12 protein-coding genes and 3 tRNA genes are annotated in these 16229 nt (G+C 54.1%); 10 read left to right on the forward strand and 5 right to left on the reverse strand.

The window, feature by feature from the left end; genetic code table 11:
* Positions 1-30: 30 nt before the first annotated feature.
* The gene (locus tag HMPREF3055_RS00130; protein WP_049358906.1) at positions 31-612 is read right to left on the reverse strand and encodes a hypothetical protein; all 582 of its coding nucleotides are present in this window, start codon (positions 610-612) and stop codon (positions 31-33) included.
* 950 nt (positions 613-1562) lie between these two features.
* On the opposite strand from HMPREF3055_RS00130, the gene HMPREF3055_RS00135 reads away from it, so the two are divergent.
* From HMPREF3055_RS00135 to HMPREF3055_RS09050, 6 genes are all read left to right on the forward strand, one after another.
* Positions 1563-1635, forward strand: a tRNA-Glu gene (locus tag HMPREF3055_RS00135).
* 68 nt (positions 1636-1703) lie between these two features.
* Positions 1704-1777: transfer RNA gene (locus HMPREF3055_RS00140), tRNA-Asp, on the forward strand.
* 73 nt (positions 1778-1850) lie between these two features.
* Positions 1851-1923: transfer RNA gene (locus HMPREF3055_RS00145), tRNA-Phe, on the forward strand.
* A 201-nt stretch (positions 1924-2124) separates the two neighbouring features.
* Entirely contained in the window at positions 2125-2607 is a 483-nt protein-coding gene (locus HMPREF3055_RS00150; protein ID WP_371326324.1) for an ATP-binding cassette domain-containing protein, read from the forward strand.
* A gap of 86 nt (positions 2608-2693) precedes the next feature.
* Entirely contained in the window at positions 2694-3893 is a 1200-nt protein-coding gene (locus HMPREF3055_RS09180; protein WP_141758460.1) for a hypothetical protein, read from the forward strand.
* On the forward strand, positions 3877-5142 hold the full coding sequence (locus HMPREF3055_RS09050; RefSeq protein WP_168166570.1) for an aromatic amino acid lyase: 1266 nt from the start codon (positions 3877-3879) through the stop codon (positions 5140-5142). The genes HMPREF3055_RS09180 and HMPREF3055_RS09050 overlap by 17 nt, the downstream gene beginning before the upstream one ends.
* 196 nt (positions 5143-5338) lie before the next feature.
* Here the strand turns inward: HMPREF3055_RS09050 and HMPREF3055_RS00160 are convergent, their stop codons facing one another.
* A complete protein-coding gene (locus tag HMPREF3055_RS00160) occupies positions 5339-7177 on the reverse strand; it encodes an alpha,alpha-phosphotrehalase (protein WP_070737237.1) in 1839 nt (612 codons plus the stop codon).
* Positions 7178-7592: 415 nt separating this feature from the next.
* Here HMPREF3055_RS00160 and ilvD point away from each other — a divergent pair, with 415 nt between their 5' ends.
* Together ilvD and HMPREF3055_RS00170 are read left to right on the forward strand one after the other, a co-directional pair.
* The gene (ilvD, locus tag HMPREF3055_RS00165; protein WP_070737240.1) at positions 7593-9437 is read left to right on the forward strand and encodes a dihydroxy-acid dehydratase; all 1845 of its coding nucleotides are present in this window, start codon (positions 7593-7595) and stop codon (positions 9435-9437) included.
* 252 nt (positions 9438-9689) lie between these two features.
* Positions 9690-10724, forward strand: a complete 1035-nt coding sequence (locus tag HMPREF3055_RS00170; protein WP_049338253.1) for a hypothetical protein — start codon at positions 9690-9692, stop codon at positions 10722-10724.
* Between the two features lie 113 nt (positions 10725-10837).
* On the opposite strand, the gene HMPREF3055_RS00175 is transcribed toward HMPREF3055_RS00170, so the two are convergent.
* Positions 10838-11116 (reverse strand): putative quinol monooxygenase, encoded by a 279-nt coding sequence (locus HMPREF3055_RS00175; RefSeq protein ID WP_044150828.1) that lies wholly within the window; start codon positions 11114-11116, stop codon positions 10838-10840.
* Positions 11117-11420: 304 nt separating this feature from the next.
* Between HMPREF3055_RS00175 and HMPREF3055_RS00180 the strand changes: the two genes are divergently transcribed.
* Together HMPREF3055_RS00180 and HMPREF3055_RS00185 are read left to right on the forward strand one after the other, a co-directional pair.
* Entirely contained in the window at positions 11421-12617 is a 1197-nt protein-coding gene (locus HMPREF3055_RS00180) for an RNase H family protein (protein ID WP_070541814.1), read from the forward strand.
* Between the two features lie 232 nt (positions 12618-12849).
* Positions 12850-13950 (forward strand): YdcF family protein, encoded by a 1101-nt coding sequence (locus HMPREF3055_RS00185; RefSeq protein WP_246826862.1) that lies wholly within the window; start codon positions 12850-12852, stop codon positions 13948-13950.
* Between the two features lie 139 nt (positions 13951-14089).
* Here the strand turns inward: HMPREF3055_RS00185 and HMPREF3055_RS00190 are convergent, their stop codons facing one another.
* Together HMPREF3055_RS00190 and cls are read right to left on the reverse strand one after the other, a co-directional pair.
* Positions 14090-14647, reverse strand: a complete 558-nt coding sequence (locus HMPREF3055_RS00190) for a hypothetical protein (protein WP_049340248.1) — start codon at positions 14645-14647, stop codon at positions 14090-14092.
* Positions 14648-14710: 63 nt separating this feature from the next.
* The gene (gene cls / locus HMPREF3055_RS00195; protein ID WP_070737244.1) at positions 14711-16189 is read right to left on the reverse strand and encodes a cardiolipin synthase; all 1479 of its coding nucleotides are present in this window, start codon (positions 16187-16189) and stop codon (positions 14711-14713) included.
* Positions 16190-16229: the final 40 nt, after the last annotated feature.

A 16229-nucleotide genomic window follows, 5' to 3' on the forward strand; every position in this document is an offset into this window, starting at 1 on the left:
AAACAAGCGCATAGCCGTACGGTGTGTAGACTATGCACACTTTTTGAGGACGTCTTCAATGCCCAAAATGGCCTTGAGTACGGTTTCAGTTTCAGTACCCAGCTTCTTGCGGGCTTCACCAGAAATAACGGCCTTCACGATGTTCTTGAAGGTCTTCCACTGCTTGAAGGCGTTAACGAGTGCCTTAATAAGCTTGTAAATGGCGATGCCCAGCTGAATGACAAACTTTGCAATACTGACAACGCAGGCAATAACACCAACGGGGGAGAGCGCTGCGTGGGCGCGTCCATCAGACTTACGAACAGCGGCCTTAGCGCTTGCAATCTGACGGCCTGCGTCAGTGCCCTGGACGGTGGTCAGGTTGCCCAGTGCGCTCTCAATGCCGCTATTAACGCGGTTGGAGGATCCAGGCTTCGCATACTTCAAACGGGCAGGTACCTGCTCTAGGCGGCGCAGGATCAGCTTGAGCTGCTGGTCGGCAGTCATTGCCTTCTGCGGGTGCGCCATCTGCTGTGCCTGCGCTGCGGGTGCAGCTACACAGCCGAGAGCGATGGTTGCGGTGCCTACGCCGAGTGCACGGAATGCCATGCGGCGATTCATCGTTGCGGACACTGGATCCCCCTTTGGATCTCTATGCGGTTTATCGGTGCTGTAATGTGCGGTGACTTTACGTCTGGGGCTCCGGAAGTGGCCCCGTGCAAGGTCCGGAAGTGACCTCACGCCCTCTATAGTACGGTGCTCAAAGAGGGGGCTTCAAGCTATTTCAGGGGGTATTTTCAGCCAGCTTTCATCTCTCCTTGTCAATCGCTAGAGGTTTATCAAATCTTTATATTTCTGCGTCGTCATAATTGCGTAGATATCTGCACTGAGAGAAAAATAAGCGTCTGACAAGCTGGTTTATTGTATTCCCAAGAGTGAATATTTGCATCTATGTGCATTCTGGCCTGTAGTTGCTTTGCGCGGCACATTTTTGAGGGCTCCGGGGAGGCTGGGGTGAACCCCCCTAAAGAGGTGTTGCCGTGCACTCTCTTGCAGATATTTGCACCCAGGGTAGCGTCTTGCCTGCATGTCCTATATAAGCGTGTAGAAAGTTGTCGAAAATTTTTTGGAGATATTGTGGAGTTTTTTGGCCGCTGCGATGCGCATAAGAGGGGTGTATAAGAGATGTGAAGGTGGGTTTTCGGAATTCTTGCGGGACTGATGCCGGCATCTTCAAAACAAAATTTCGGAGGAGTTTCGGAGGAGTTTGTAGAAAATCTGTAGAAATGGAGGTGGCGAAAAAGTCTTTCTCTGGGCTCCTGTAGGTACCCAAACGTGTCTAAAAACCTTCCAAAAGCCCCTGATTTGGGGTGTTGTGAAGAAATTTTAAAATTTTTTGAAGTTTCTCTGAATCCTCATTGACAAGCTTAAACACATATGTGCCAGGCTATAAATGGTCGAAAATGGGGGTCAAAATCGGGCAAAATCGAACAAAACGGTTTGCGTGCCTCCGCAAACCTGTCATAGACTAGTGGAGGTTCGAACGACGGGATGAAGAAAACGGAACCTGTTCGATCGACTAGGCCCCCATCGTCTAGCGGCCTAGGACGCCGCCCTTTCACGGCGGTAGCACGGGTTCAAATCCCGTTGGGGGTACTTGCAAATCTCACGATTTGCAAAGCCAAGTTAGATGATATAGAGTTTACTTCTGTTGATTCCAACAAGGCCCCGTAGCGCAGTTGGTTAGCGCGCCGCCCTGTCACGGCGGAGGTCGCGGGTTCAAGTCCCGTCGGGGTCGCTCTGGCCGCGTAAGTTCAGATGATTATTCATCCGAAGACGCGGTCATTGCGTATCTAAAAGTAAATACGCAAGGCTCTGTAGCTCAGTTGGTAGAGCGTACGACTGAAAATCGTAAGGTCACCGGATCGACGCCGGTCGGAGCCACGAAATCCGCCTCCAGGCTTCTACAGTGGGGCGGGTTTTGTTTTTAAAAAACTTTGCGGTTGCAGATACTGCAAAACCGTCGAAAAGGCGGCATCTTGGGAATAAAACCCTGAGATGCCGCCTTTTCGTATATAGAATTGTATACAGATTGTATACAGAGTCACCTGCCCTATAGCCACTGCAGAAAGCACCAACGCACCCATGACTGCCCAAAATTCAGCCGCCCAAAATTCAACTCACCAACACCTAGAGGACTCACCTCAGATTCCCTGGGCAAAAAATACTGCCACTGGTAGCGCGCAGGCGGGCGGAATCCGCTTCGAGAACATCACCAAAAGCTACCCGAGCCGAACCGGTGAACCCACCACGGTGCTGCAGAACCTGAACCTGCATATTCCCGCCGGGCAGATTACCGTGTTCGTCGGCCCCTCCGGCTGCGGTAAAACCACTAGTCTACGCATGATTAACCGCATGGTGGAGCCCAATAGCGGCACCATCACCATTGACGGCGTGAACGTGCACGAGAAGAACCCCTACGAGCTGCGCCGCGGCATTGGCTACGTGATGCAGCAGGGCGGGCTCATGCCGCACCGCACCGTCGCGCAGAATATTGCCACCGTACCGCGCCTGCTCGGCGCCTCCCGCAAGGAGGCACAGGCGCGCGCCCGTCTTGTTAAAGATTAAACATATTTGAGTTATATGTGAGACAATTGGTAGAGCATATTGATACCTTGATCTGCTCATAAAAGCATAACTATGGGGGAAATATATTGGATATTATTCTTGTCGTTCCAATTCGTGAAAAGGGGTACGCCCCTGGAAATGCACACCTTCCGTATCAGCAATTCTACAGGAAAGGGTCAAATAAAGGGCCTGATAGGGGTAAATTAACATCGATTGCTGGTAGTGAAAGTTATATTGCCGTAGAACTTTCTCAAGATTTGCAGGAAATTCCTCTAGTAATTCCTGAAGATATGGATAAATATATAAATAAAGGAAGGCTCTGGGTCTCCATTTCTCAGGGCGTTCCTATATTAAGTTTTTATATAGCTATGGCAAATGACTATTCTATCGAGTCTAGAATTGCTTGTGAAGATTTGTGTAAAAAAATGGTAGACAGTGTGATGGCTGGTGAAAAATGGAGTAAATACGACTATCTATGGATAAGTCGAACACTAGTTATTGACGTGGATGAGAAAACTCCGGAAGAGCATTTAAAACTATGGTTAGTTAAGGAACCAAAAGAATCTGATATAAATCTATTTAATGATTCAGGCGAATTCTTAAGCGCGAAAATGGAGATCTCGTGGGCAAATAATATTATTCGACTAAAAGATAAAAATACAATTGACGGAGATTGTATTCATGAATACTTTAGGGAGTATCTAAAGGGCAATATGGATGCCCAAAGAATATGGATTCATCACGAATATCTCCTGGATAGAGCGCAAGCAGTAAGTAGAGACCTTGCCCGTGATGAAGATAAAAACATGAACTATAAATCGAATGCGCAGAAAATTCTTGATTTGTCTGTTGACTATTCGGTTGTAACCATTTCTCTTGATGAATTATATTCGGATATTCAAGGGGTACGTGCGAATGTAGCACAAGATTCTCTGGAGTTTTGGAATATATTGAACCTAAAAGATAGCCTAAAACTAAGACTTGATATGCTTGAGTCTATCAATACTCAAAAAAATGAACTTCGCCAGTGGAATTATCAAAAGACAGTTGACGTTGCATTGATTATTCTGGCACTTTTGACTATAATCCAGACTCTCTTGGGTGTAGTTGATGCAACATATAATGGTGGGGTTGATAAAATTCCGGGTGATGGGTTCTTGGCGTTAGATATTGCTAATTTTATTCGGAGTGTTAGTTTTGATTTTTGGTTCATTCTTTCAATAGCTCTGACAGTTATTGCATTTTGTTCTATTAGAATCAGAGGTAATCGTGGTAACAAAAAATGATAGAAGGAATCTAGCAAGACTCCATCGTTATGTGTGGGGAAAGGTTCTTCCAGTAGATTTCCAAGAATCCAAATCTCTTTTGGCAACGGAGCGTCAGCTGATAGATATTGCTCTTAGTGAAAAGCGGCAATCGGCGTATGGGTTTACAACTTTGTTTGGGCCGAACGATAATGTTTCTGCGTCATCTAAAGAGCAAAACTTACTCCTAAAATCTCACCTTTTAGGTCAACCTGAAAAACTTGATAAATTTACATCTAGGGCAATTATTGGTGCTAAATTATTGCAAATTTCATTAGGTGGTAGCGGGCTTTCGACCGATACTTTTGTTGATTTATATAATATTGCAGGTGAAGAATATAGCATATCCATTCCTTCAAACCTTTCCTATGGTTCTGGAGATGTTGTTCCGGGGGCATGGGTTGTATATTCAGTTTTTGGTTGTCAACGTGAATGGAACGCGGGGGATATTATTTCCTTGATAAATGGAAACTATATATCCACCGCATATGCATATATGGTATTGCATGCATTGCTTTCTGCATTCTCACGATTTTTGTGTATGCTTGGAAATTTCGCTATTTCTCCTCCTCCTCCATATAAAGGTAAATTTTTTGGAGGAATTTTTGATGAAATTGGTGTATTCCGGAGTGCCTGGAACACTCCCCCGCAACTACCAGTTTCAATTAGGGATATATCACCAATACTTGAGGTTTCTGAAGAATCTCTAACTGGCTTAGCTTCTCGCATTGATAAATCGTTAGGTCAGCCTTCTGCAAATCCTCTTTTTTCAATAACAGATAAAGGAGTTGAATGCTATAGTCAGTCGTCATTTATGAATTTCGGCATTCGATTTGCATTAGCGAGTGTAAATGATTTTATCTGCCTTATGTCATCATATGTACAGCGTTCCACAGAGTATCTATCGAAGATTAAATATGCAGAAAGTAATTCTGTAAATTTAAATCTATTGGAGCTTACGCAGGCACCTAAGGTGTCTGAAGCGTTACGCATCCAGATAGAGTCGAATCATTTGCCTCGTGATTTCTCTGGATCCATGTCTGGTGGAGTGGAAGATATTTGGGATACAGCACTTATGTCCTCCAATAAAATATTTCATAATATTGAGATTTTGGAATCGCAATTAAATATTCTTGAAAAATGCATTAGAAGTAATGGGTATCTGGATGAATGTAACTTTAGGGAAGTTGAAAGTTCTTTATGGGAATATCTATGCTCGACTAAGATTTAGCATGTACTTTGATTAGTGGGCGGCTGCCTGGCTGAACGAGCACGGCTTCTAAAAGTCTGCCTGATATTCCACATAAATTCCTCTATAGGAATGTCTATAAACAAAACCGACCTGGGAATATTCTCGAAATAGAATATTGCCAGGTCGGTTTATATCGTCCCGCCCCACAGGCTAGGGGAGAGGCGCGGAACCGCTTTTAGCCCTCAATCAGCAGCGCCAGAGCCTCGTAGGGGCGCAGGCTCAGCGTCACCGTCTCAGCCGAATCAGATACAGCAGAATCCGCCGCAGTGGAGTCGACCGCAGAATTCTTGTAATTACACACCAGCACGCGACCGGAACGAACAAACTCAGCCGGAACCTCAACCTCGGTCGGCTCACCGTAGAAGTTCGTCAATACCAGCAGACGCTGCGCCGGGCTACCCTTCTCAGCTTCGGCGGGAAGCTCACGCAGGTACGCAAACATCCGCTCGTGATCTAGCGCGTAGGGCGCGTACGACCCCACAGAGATGACCGGGTACTGCTTACGCAGGGCAATCAGGTTGCGGTAGTAGGGCAGAATCATGCCGTCGCGTTCCTCATCTTCCACCGAAATACCGGCACCGGTCGCCGCATCACGAACCGGGGCGGGAGCCAGCCACGGCGACGTGGAACCAAACCCGGCAATCACCGGATCCGCGGTCCACTGCATCGGCACACGCGAATTATCGCGAGCCTTCGACGCCACAATCTCCAGGGCCTGCTGCTCGCTCAGACCGCGCTCACGCAGCATTGCGTAGGCGTTGTGCGCCTCCACATCCACATACTGCTCGATCGAGGAGTAGACCGGGTCAATCATGCCGATTTCCTCGCCCTGGTACACGTATGGGGTGCCGCGTAGCAGGTGAATTACGGTCGCCAGCATGGTCGCCGACTCGGCACGGTAACGCTCAACGTCACCAAAACGGTTCAGCGCGCGCGGCTGGTCGTGGTTATTCCAGAACAGCGCGTTCCAGCCGCCGCCGGCCTGCATACCCAGCGCCCACTCGTTCAGGATTTGCTTCAACTCGGCAAAACGGAACGGCACCTTCGACCACTTCTCGCCGTTCTCGTAGTCCACCTTCAGGTGGTGGAAGCTGAACACCATGTCTAGCTCGTGGTTTACCGGGTTGGAGTAGCCCACGCAGTTTTCGATGCTGGTCGAGGACATTTCGCCCACGGTCACGGTGTCATCATACTGACCGAACGAGGCGCGGTTCAGCTGCTGAATGCGAGTATGCACAATCGGGGTGTCGGTGTATTGTGCCTTGTCCACGGTGCCTTCGGGGGCGTCGAATAGCTCTTCACCCTTACCGATGACGTTAATGACGTCGAAACGGAAGCCGCGCACGCCCTTCTCGTACCAGAAGTTCACGACCTTAAACAGCTCGTCGCGCACAGTCGGGTTGTACCAGTTCACGTCCGCCTGGGTGCGGTCGTACAGGTGCATGTAGAACAGGGGAGTGCCGTGCTCATCCGTGTACTCGCCAAAGCGGGACCAGCAGGAGCCGCCGAACTTCGACTCCCAGTTGGTCGGTTCGCGCAGCTGACCGTCCTCGGTGTATTTGCCGGGGCGAATGTAGAAGTAATCCCAGTACTCGCGCTCACCGGCGAGCGCACGCTGGAACCACTCGTGCTCGGTCGAAACATGATTGAGCACCATGTCGAACATGACGCCCACACCGTGCTTGGCAAGGGCGGCAATCATCTCTTCGACGTCCTTCATGGTGCCCAGGTCGGGGTTGATGGCGTAGTAGTCGGAGATGTCGTAGCCATTGTCGTTCTGCGGGGAGGCGAAGAACGGGTTGAACCACACCATGTCCACGCCCAGGGATGCAATGTAGGGCACCTTCTCGATGACGCCGCGCAGGTCGCCGTAGGCGCCACCCGCCGAGGAGTAGAAGGACTTGGGGTACACCTGGTAGATGACGGAGGACGCAAAATCTTTGCCGCCTGCCGGGGTGGTTGCCGGGCTGGTTGCCGGCGTGAGGGTGAGCGATGCGGTGGGTGCCTGTGTCATGGAAACCTTCTGAAACGTAAGCAGGGTTCAGCGTGTATAAAAGCGTGTATAAATCAGTGCGTTGGAAACGAACTGCGCCGGTGCTACGGATGTTGCTACGTATGCACAGCGAGGCCCGTACGCGGCAGGCACGGCAGCCCGCCGCCTCCCGGTGCGTTCGCCGACTGAATATCGACGCCCGCAACCTGGGCTCATTCCAGATTAGGGGGCATAATGGGGTGATGTCCCCCATATACCCCAAAGGGGGCAATTCTGCCGCAGATCCGGCACAACCCCCGTGGCCTCAACCCTCCCACCGATAGGCGGTTGCAGGCTCGTGCGCGTTTCGATGCATGAAACCAAAGTGACCCTGAGCTGAAGAGCGTTGGACGCCGCGCGTAAAATCAGTACTTGCATCACTACGGAAGGTAAAACAATGCCAGAACTGCGTTCACGTACTTCAACTCACGGCCGTAACATGGCTGGTGCCCGCGCCCTGTGGCGTGCCACCGGCATGGGCGATGACGACTTCGGCAAGCCCATTATTGCTATTGCGAACTCCTTTACCCAGTTCGTGCCCGGCCACGTGCACCTGAAGGACATGGGTGAGCTGGTCGCCGGCGCGATTCGTGAGGCTGGCGGCGTCGCCAAGGAATTTAACACCATCGCTGTTGATGACGGTATCGCGATGGGTCACGACGGTATGCTCTACTCGCTGCCTTCCCGCGATCTGATTGCTGACTCGGTCGAGTACATGGTCAACGCGCACCGTGCCGACGCGCTGGTCTGCATCTCTAACTGTGACAAGATCACCCCCGGTATGCTTCTGGCGGCTATGCGCCTGAACATCCCCACCATCTTTGTCTCTGGCGGCCCCATGGAGTCCGGCGAGGGCATTGAGGGTATTGTTGAGCACCGCCTCGACCTGGTGGACGCCATGGTGATGGCTGTTGATGACAGCGTCAGTGACGCTGCGCTCGCCCAGATTGAGAAGAATGCGTGCCCGACCTGCGGTTCGTGCGCGGGTATGTTCACCGCGAACTCCATGAACTGCCTGAATGAGGCGATTGGCCTGGCGCTGCCCGGTAACGGCACCACCTTGGCTACTCAGGTTGCTCGTAAGGAGCTGTTCCTGGATGCTGGCCGCCGCATCGTTGAGCTGTCCAAGCGCTACTACGAGCAGGATGACGAGTCGGTTCTGCCCCGCTCCATTGCGACTAAGGAAGCGTTCGAGAACGCTATGGCGCTGGATGTGGCGATGGGCGGTTCGACCAACACCGTGCTGCACACCCTGGCGATTGCTCACGAGGCGGGTGCTGACTTCACCCTGAAGGATATTGACCGTATTTCGCGTCAGGTTCCCTGCCTGGCGAAGGTCGCCCCGAACTCCACTAAGTACCACATTGAGCACGTGCACCGTGCCGGCGGTATCCCCGCCCTGCTGGGTGAGCTGAACCGTGCCGGCCTGCTGCACAAGAACGTTCATTCTGTTCACGCTGACTCGCTGGACGAGTGGCTGGATGAGTGGGATATCCGTAGCGGCAAGGCGAGCGAGAAGGCGAAGGAACTGTTCCTCGCGGCTCCCGGCGGCGTGCGCACCACTCAGGCGTTCTCCACCGCGAACAAGTACGAGTCCCACGAGACCGACGCTGAGAACGGCTGCATCCGCTCCGTGGAGCACGCGTACACCAAGGATGGCGGCCTGGCGGTCCTGTACGGCAACATTGCCCAGAACGGTGCGATCATCAAGTCCGCTGGTATTGATGAGGAGCTGTTCCACTTCAAGGGTCGCGCCTTCGTGGTCGAGTCGCAGGACGAGGCCGTGTACGAGATCCTGTCGAAGAACGTGAAGGAAGGCGACATTGTCGTCATCCAGTACGAGGGCCCGAAGGGCGGCCCCGGCATGCAGGAAATGCTGTACCCGACCTCCTACCTGAAGGGCCTGGGCCTCGGCAAGAAGTGTGCACTGATTACTGACGGTCGTTTCTCCGGTGGTACTTCGGGTATTTCGATTGGTCACGTCTCCCCGGAGGCGGCCGCTGGCGGCGCTATCGGTCTGGTGCAGACCGGCGACGAGATTGAGATTGACGTGAACAACCGTATCCTGCGTGTGAACGTTTCGGACGAGGAGCTTGCTGCTCGCCGCGAGGCGAAGGGCGCTGCACCGTGGCGTCCGACCAAGCCGCGTGAGCGTCAGGTTTCGAACGCTCTGAAGGTGTACGGCATGCTGGCTGCTTCGGCCGATAAGGGTGGCGTGCGCATCCTGCCCGAGGACGCATAAGCCCCTCACGTATCGTGTGAGAATTTAATATCTTGCCCTGATGGGCTGGCGCCCCGTTCCGCGGTTTTTCTGCGGGCGGGGCGCTGTTCTTTGTTCGCGTATTTGTTTACCGTCGTGGGATACCCGGTGCGGCGTATTGCCTTGTCAGTTGCGGTGCAGTAGGGTGTAAGAAGGTATTTAGGTACCCGATTCACCGACTCAGCACAACCACTCAAACACAACGCAATTCGCAACCCTCACAAGGACGTATTCATGGTTACCCTGCCCGCACGCGCACAGCGTGCTTTTACTCGTCGTGCCCTGACGGCTCTTGCCTGTATCGGTGCGCTCGCTTTGAGCTCTTGCTCTGCTCAGCCGCAGGCTGATGATTCTGAAACCGCCCCGATGATGGTGGCGACTTCTTCTGCGCCCGTTGATGCAAAGACCCTGTTCACCGCGGCGGATGGCTCCTGGAAGCCGAATACTGTGCAGATCTCTGCCGGCCTGGATTCCCCGGTAACGTACGACTCGGTAGCAACCCCGACCGATGAGCCGAGCACGGACGCCGAGTACGAGGCGGCATACGCCTCGGCGAGTGGCTCTGCGAACACTATTGATGCGGGCACCCGCTGCGGTGTGACAAGCCTGCTGGGTGGTTCCGCCGGTATTTACGTGTATGACGGTTCGGATTGTGCCAAGGCTCAGGAGGCGGTGCGCCTCTTCAACAGCCGCAAGAACCAGGACGGCGCGGCGAGTGTTGAGTGGTACCAGTGCGCTACGAAGGTGCAGGGCCGCGACTACATTACGGGTGCCTGCTTCACGCAGGGTGGTAGCGTTGAGAAGCCGCGCCTGGCGCTGATTCCGGCACAGACCCGCATGCTGTCGGGTACGCTGACTTTCGCTGAAGCGTACGGTGGCGGCACTTTCGGTCAGGGTGATTCTGCGAAGACTGTTGAGGCGCTGCGTTTCACCAGCCCGGACTCTAAGGTCGCGTGTTCGGTGACCCCGTCAGGTGTGGACTGCCAGGCGCTGGTGGGCGTGACCCTGGAGGGCTGGGATGCCGCATCCGGTAAGGCGCAGCAGCGCGTGCACATGGTGCAGGGCCAGGCGCCCGAGGTGAGCCTGGTCGGTCAGACCGCCACCCCGGAGCCGGTGAATACCGAGGGTATTACTGCACTGCCGACCGGTCAGGTGGTGACCGCGTATGGTTACACCTGCAAGTCGGTGAATAGCGGTAAGGTGCATTGCGTGAGCGCGACGAATGGTTTCACGCTTGATTCGGTGGAGGTCGGTTTGGAACGCCGCTAGACCGAGCATAAAGGCGCGCCGCGAGTAGCTGCGCTCGTCTCCAAGGGTGATATACGAAGGTGCCCGGCACCCCTCACTTAGGGGGTGCCGGGCACCTCGGTCTTTAACGTCGTTTAGCGGAAGTTGACGATGCGAACGTCCAGCTCGGAGGAGAGCAGCGGCTCCCATGCGGCGACAGCCTTCTGGAAGTGTTCGGTGCCCATGTGCTTTTCGAGCAGTTCCTGGGATTCCCAACGCTCGATGAATGCGAAGTCGGTGTCGGAGACGGCACCGAAGTCGTAGCTGACGTTGCCTTCGTCCTGGCGGCTTGCGGTCACGAGCGGTTCGATGGTCTTGAGGAATTCTTCGACGTGCTCGGGCTTGACGGATACTCCGGCGTAGACACCAATCATGGGGCTCTCCTTGTGGGGTGGTGCGGCGGTTGCCGCGTCGTATATGACTCTTTTACCGTACACCTTTCCCCGCGCCTCGGTGAGGTATGCGCGGGGGTTTCTCGCGCTGTGTTGTGCGCTGTGTTCTGTACTGGGTTTTGTGCTGTGCCGGCGTGAGAGAGGAATTGCGGTGATCCATTCGCTAACTGTAAAAAAGGTGTTTTATATTTGCGTGCCCCTTTCTTTTCGACCTATAAAAGAATGAGGACGATACACCGCATGAATGGAAGGAGACGCGGTATGGCACACATGGGGGGTGACACTCATGGGATTTTCACCGGCGCATATCAAACGATGCACCCTGACCTGGGAGGCGCCCGACTATAGCGCCTCGTACCCTGCCGGGTACACGGATCAGGGCGTTGCTGTGATTGCGGTGGCTCAGGAGCATCGTAAGGCGCAAGGTTTTTGTTATTCGGCGTTGTCGACGGTGGTTTTTATTTCTAAGCAGGACGGCACCCGCACCGTGGTGAATGAGGAGCCGATGCTTTTCACTCACGTTCATTCCCTCATGGAATGCTGTGATGAGGTGCATCCGCGTCTGCTGGGTCGTGCCGTGCTTTCTGCGTGGGATGTGGTTCCTGAGCAGTACCGTCAGAACCTGGTGACGATTGCTGCGGACCGTAAGAATCTGAAGCAGCTTTTCCGTGATTGCGACCAGTTGAAGGGGATTATGGAGTACCGCGCCTTTGAGAAGGTGCTGGACCCGTACGATAACCATTCTTTGGGGGAAGTGCATGTGAAGCTTGCTGGCACGCCCGCGTATGAGCGGATGCAGGCTGAGGTGTGTGCGGCACGTACCGCCGTGGATGAGATGGTGGAGGAGGCGCTGACCCCTCGACCGCTGGACCAGCTGCAGGACTATAGCGTTTTCACGGATTGTTCGTTCCGTTCGACTCACAATAAGAAGTATCAGCGTGGCGGCCGTATGGGTATCGCCGGCGTGAGTGAGGACGGCTTCTATTTTCATACCCACTATGATGGCGTGAATATTATGACCGGTGAGCTGTCTGCGATGTTGGCGGCTTATACGGTGTTCCATAGCGGTTCGCGCCGCCTGATTATTCATACGGATTCTTTGGGTGCGTTGACGTTTGTATTGCGTTTGGCGCATAGCCGTTGGGCTTTTGAGGCGTGGGTTTCTGAGGGTATTCAGGATGAGCGCGTGGTGGCTCAGATGCGTGCTTTGACGGAGGCTATCCGCGAGAAGCGTGTGCTGGTGAAGCATGTTCCGGGCCATACGGGCCACGGTTTGCAGGAGAGTAGCGACTCTGTGTCGAAGATGCATCGCCATTTTCCGGGGCAGATTGTGGATAAGCGTCATCAGAGCGAGTTTAATCAGCGTTGCGAGTCGATTATTACTGCTTTGTCGGGGTGTGCGAAGGCTGTTCGCCTGCTTGCGCCGGAGTGGTTGCAGATTAAACCTTCTTCAATCCACACGGGAAACCGTTTATGGCGCTAAACTAGTCCAGGGTAGAAATGAACGCGCGATACATTCGCCGCATACGAAAGTATGCAATGTCGGAGGTGTCGCGTGTTTCTTTTTGCCCTTTTGCCTTTTCTGCATGCGCTTGTGTGCGGCGGGCCTGCAGCGATAGATGTACAGCGGTGGGGATAGAATTGTGTGAAGAATTTTTTTGATTCTCCCGATTTTCAGCGGGCGCACACTTTACTTATTCTTTGGGATCCAATTTATGCAGTTTCTTCCTCCTCCCGGTTCTTCTCTATATATCCCGCTGGTGGTGCTGTACGCGCTGACGGCGCTTTCGCCGGTGCTTTTTATCTGCCTCTACCTGCGGGAACGCCGTAGCGTGTTTGTCGGCTGGCTACTGATTGTGACCGTGGGGTTGCTGGGTACGAGCCTGGGCGCAATGGCGGTTGTGTCAGAGAACCAGATTTTGCTGGTGCTGGCGCTCCTCATTGTTATCATTCCGGTGATTCTTTCGCTTTTTACGCCTCTGGGTTTGACCGGTCTGTTCCTTTATAGCGGTGTGCGCCTTATTGCTCGTGAGGGTTTTTCGCTCACTAATTCTTTGGCATTGGCTGCCGGTGTCGCTCTTATTGTGGGGCCGTTCTTTGTTCCCGGTTCGGTGGAGAATGTTCCGTTTGGCGGCGTGTGGGGCACTATTTATTTCTATTTTTCGCTGGTGCTGACCTATTTCACTATCTACGCGGTGGGCTTTACTGTGGCGGCAGCGTTGAACCTGGTAAATTTCCGCCAGCAGGCTGACTATGTGGTGGTGCTTGGTTCGGGTCTTATTGGTGACCAGGTGACTCCGCTGTTGGCGGGTCGTATCGATCGCGGCATTGAAATTTACCGTAAGAACCCCGGCTCGAAGCTGATTATGTCTGGCGGTCAGGGCGCGGATGAGGAGGTGCCCGAGGGCGTGGCGATGACTCGCTACGCTGTATCCCGCGGCATTCCCGAGGCGGACATTATTGTGGAGGACCGCGCGGTGAACACCCGCGAGAACCTGCTCTTCTCTTACGCCTTGATGCCGGAGGTTGCCGAGGGTAAAACCCCGAAAGTTGCTGTGGTAACAACCAGCTACCACCTGTTCCGTGCGTTGCTGTTGGCACGTTCGCTGGGTCTGGAATGCTGGGGTGCGGGGGCTCGTACGAAGCTGTATTTTGCGGTGAATGCTTTTATCCGTGAGTTTATTGGGTATTTGAGTATTACTCGCCGCCGCCACATCATCACTTTGAGCCTGTGCACGGTTCTCTACATTGCAGTGGCGCTCTTCGTGTGGTATTTGTACTTCGCCGATTTGAAGGGCCCGGGCGAGCCGATGTAGCATCCAGCTACGGCTCTAGCCGGTAGCCCTGTCCTAATGTATAGCGCTGCTCTAGCTTGTGGCCCGGCGCATCCCAGCGATGGTGCATACAAAAGCTCCCCTGATCTCGGTTAATCTGAGCTTCAGGGGAGCTTTGAGGTTATTTACCAGCGTGAGTGAACATAATCTTCACAATCGCGAGAACAATAACGGCGAAGGTGAGCCACACAGCGCTTCGGAAGGTACGCCAGCAGAGCGGTTCGCCGCGGTAGCGAGCAATCGCGAAGTTGAGGCTAAAAATACGCCACACCACGGTCGCAAGACAGAGGAGAATAGTGTAGTCAAAAATGATCTCGTAGGTGGCGCCGGGCGGTAGGATTGCCGCCAGAATCAGCAACAGCACGGGGTATACGGTCGTACCCAGAATCGGGCTTGCGTTGCCCAGCGCGTGCTTGACGAATTCTCGCGGCGGGGTGCCGCCGTGCAGTACCCGGTACTCCTGCATTTCTGCGATGACGTGGGCAATGTAGGTGGTCAGACCGGTACCCGTAATGTAGAGAATCGCGGTGCCGTCAAAGATAGCGTTCGCGTCGTAGACGCTCAGCAGAGCCGCCAGCACCAAGAAATTACCGTAGGTGTACGCGGAGATGCGGTGGGCTACATCGTGTGCATCGAGTTCAGCGAATTTGCGCCGTGCTTTACGAATTAGAAGGGGCAACCGATAGTCCTTTGGCGAGTGCGGGGATGAAAACTCAGACCCTGCGAGTGTGCGAAAAATAGTTTAGAGGAGCGATGACCACAGTCGGCAGAGGTTCTCCGTCATCTTGATGCGGCGCGGGCGCTCCGCCCACTGGGTGTACAGCAGCTCGGTGCAGACCTGCTCGTATTCGGCGCATACTTCATCCAGCATCGCGACCATGCCGCGGTCAATGACGAACGTTGACACTTCCATGTTCAGTGAGAAGGAACGCGGGTCCATATTGGACGAGCCAATGAACGCGATTTCGTCGTCGACCATCATGAACTTGGAGTGCAACACGGTCGGGCTGGGGTACTGCAGAATACGCACACCCGCCTGCAGCAGCTGCTCGTAGTAGGAACGCTGCGCCATGTTCGGCAGGAACTGGTCGCCCTTCTCGCACACAATCACGGTGGTTTCAATACCGGAGTAGGCGGCGTTCGTGAGTGCCTGCAGTAGGGTCTCTTCGGGCACGAAGTAGGGCGAGCAGATGGTAATACGCCGCTCGGCGTTGTAGATCAGGTAGTTAATGAGGCGCAGGTTGTTTTCGGTTTCAAAACCGGGGCCGGAGGGCACAACCTGGGCGCGCATCCCATCCTTGTAGTAGGGGATATTGGTGTTAATTTCTGCCAGGATCAGCTGGTTCGTTTCGGAGTACCAGTCGGAGACGAAAACGGCGTTGAGCTCTTCAACGATGGGGCCGGTGCAGGAGAAGGTCAGGTCCTTCCACTCCAAGCCCTTCTTAATGTTTTCGGGCATGTCGTAGGAGCGGTGAATAGCGTTCTGCGAACCGGAGAACGCGACGCGTCCGTCCACGACGAGGACCTTGCGGTGGTTACGCAGGTCGGGTCGCTGCCACTTGAGTTTCCACGGTTTGAGCGGCAGCATGAGGCGCCACTGCATACCCGAGTCGTTGAGCATTTTCACGAGTTTCTTATAGGACGGGTATTTGCAGGAGCCGATGTGGTCGAGGAGTACGCGCACCTGTACACCGCGTTCGTGGGCTGCGAAGAGGGCGTCCCAGAGGACTGCGCTCGCCTCGTCGTAGGCGGTGATGTAGAACTCGAAGTGCACGTATTTGGTGGCGCGGTCGACTTCTTCCGCCATGGCGACCATTGCCTCGTGGTTGTCGGTGTGGAGGGTGAATTGGTTGCCGCCGACCAGGGGGAGTGAGCCCAGGGTGTAGTTGAGCTGGCTGGCTGCCTTTGCGGGGTCGGAGAGGTCGTCGGTGCGGGTGAGGAAGGGCTTGTTCTCGCTGACTTCGCGGATCAAGTCGTTCATGGCGTGTTGGCGTGCGCGGCGGTAGGCGGGCAGGCGCGAGGAGCCGAAGACGAGGAATGCGATGAACCCTACGAAGGGGATGAAGAAGATGGCCATGAGCCAGCCCAGGGCAACCACGGGTTTGCGGTTGTAGGGGAGCCAACAGAGGGCTGCGAGTCGGATGAGGATATCGGCTATGCCGAGTGCGAGGCGTAGCCAGTCGGGCAGGAAGTCGAGGTAGGCGGGGGCAAACAAGTTCATCCCTCTATTATGCCGGTATTTCGTGTGGGGCGGGGGGGGG

Source organism: Rothia sp. HMSC061C12, from assembly GCF_001815755.1.
Lineage (GTDB): Bacteria > Actinomycetota > Actinomycetes > Actinomycetales > Micrococcaceae > Rothia > Rothia mucilaginosa.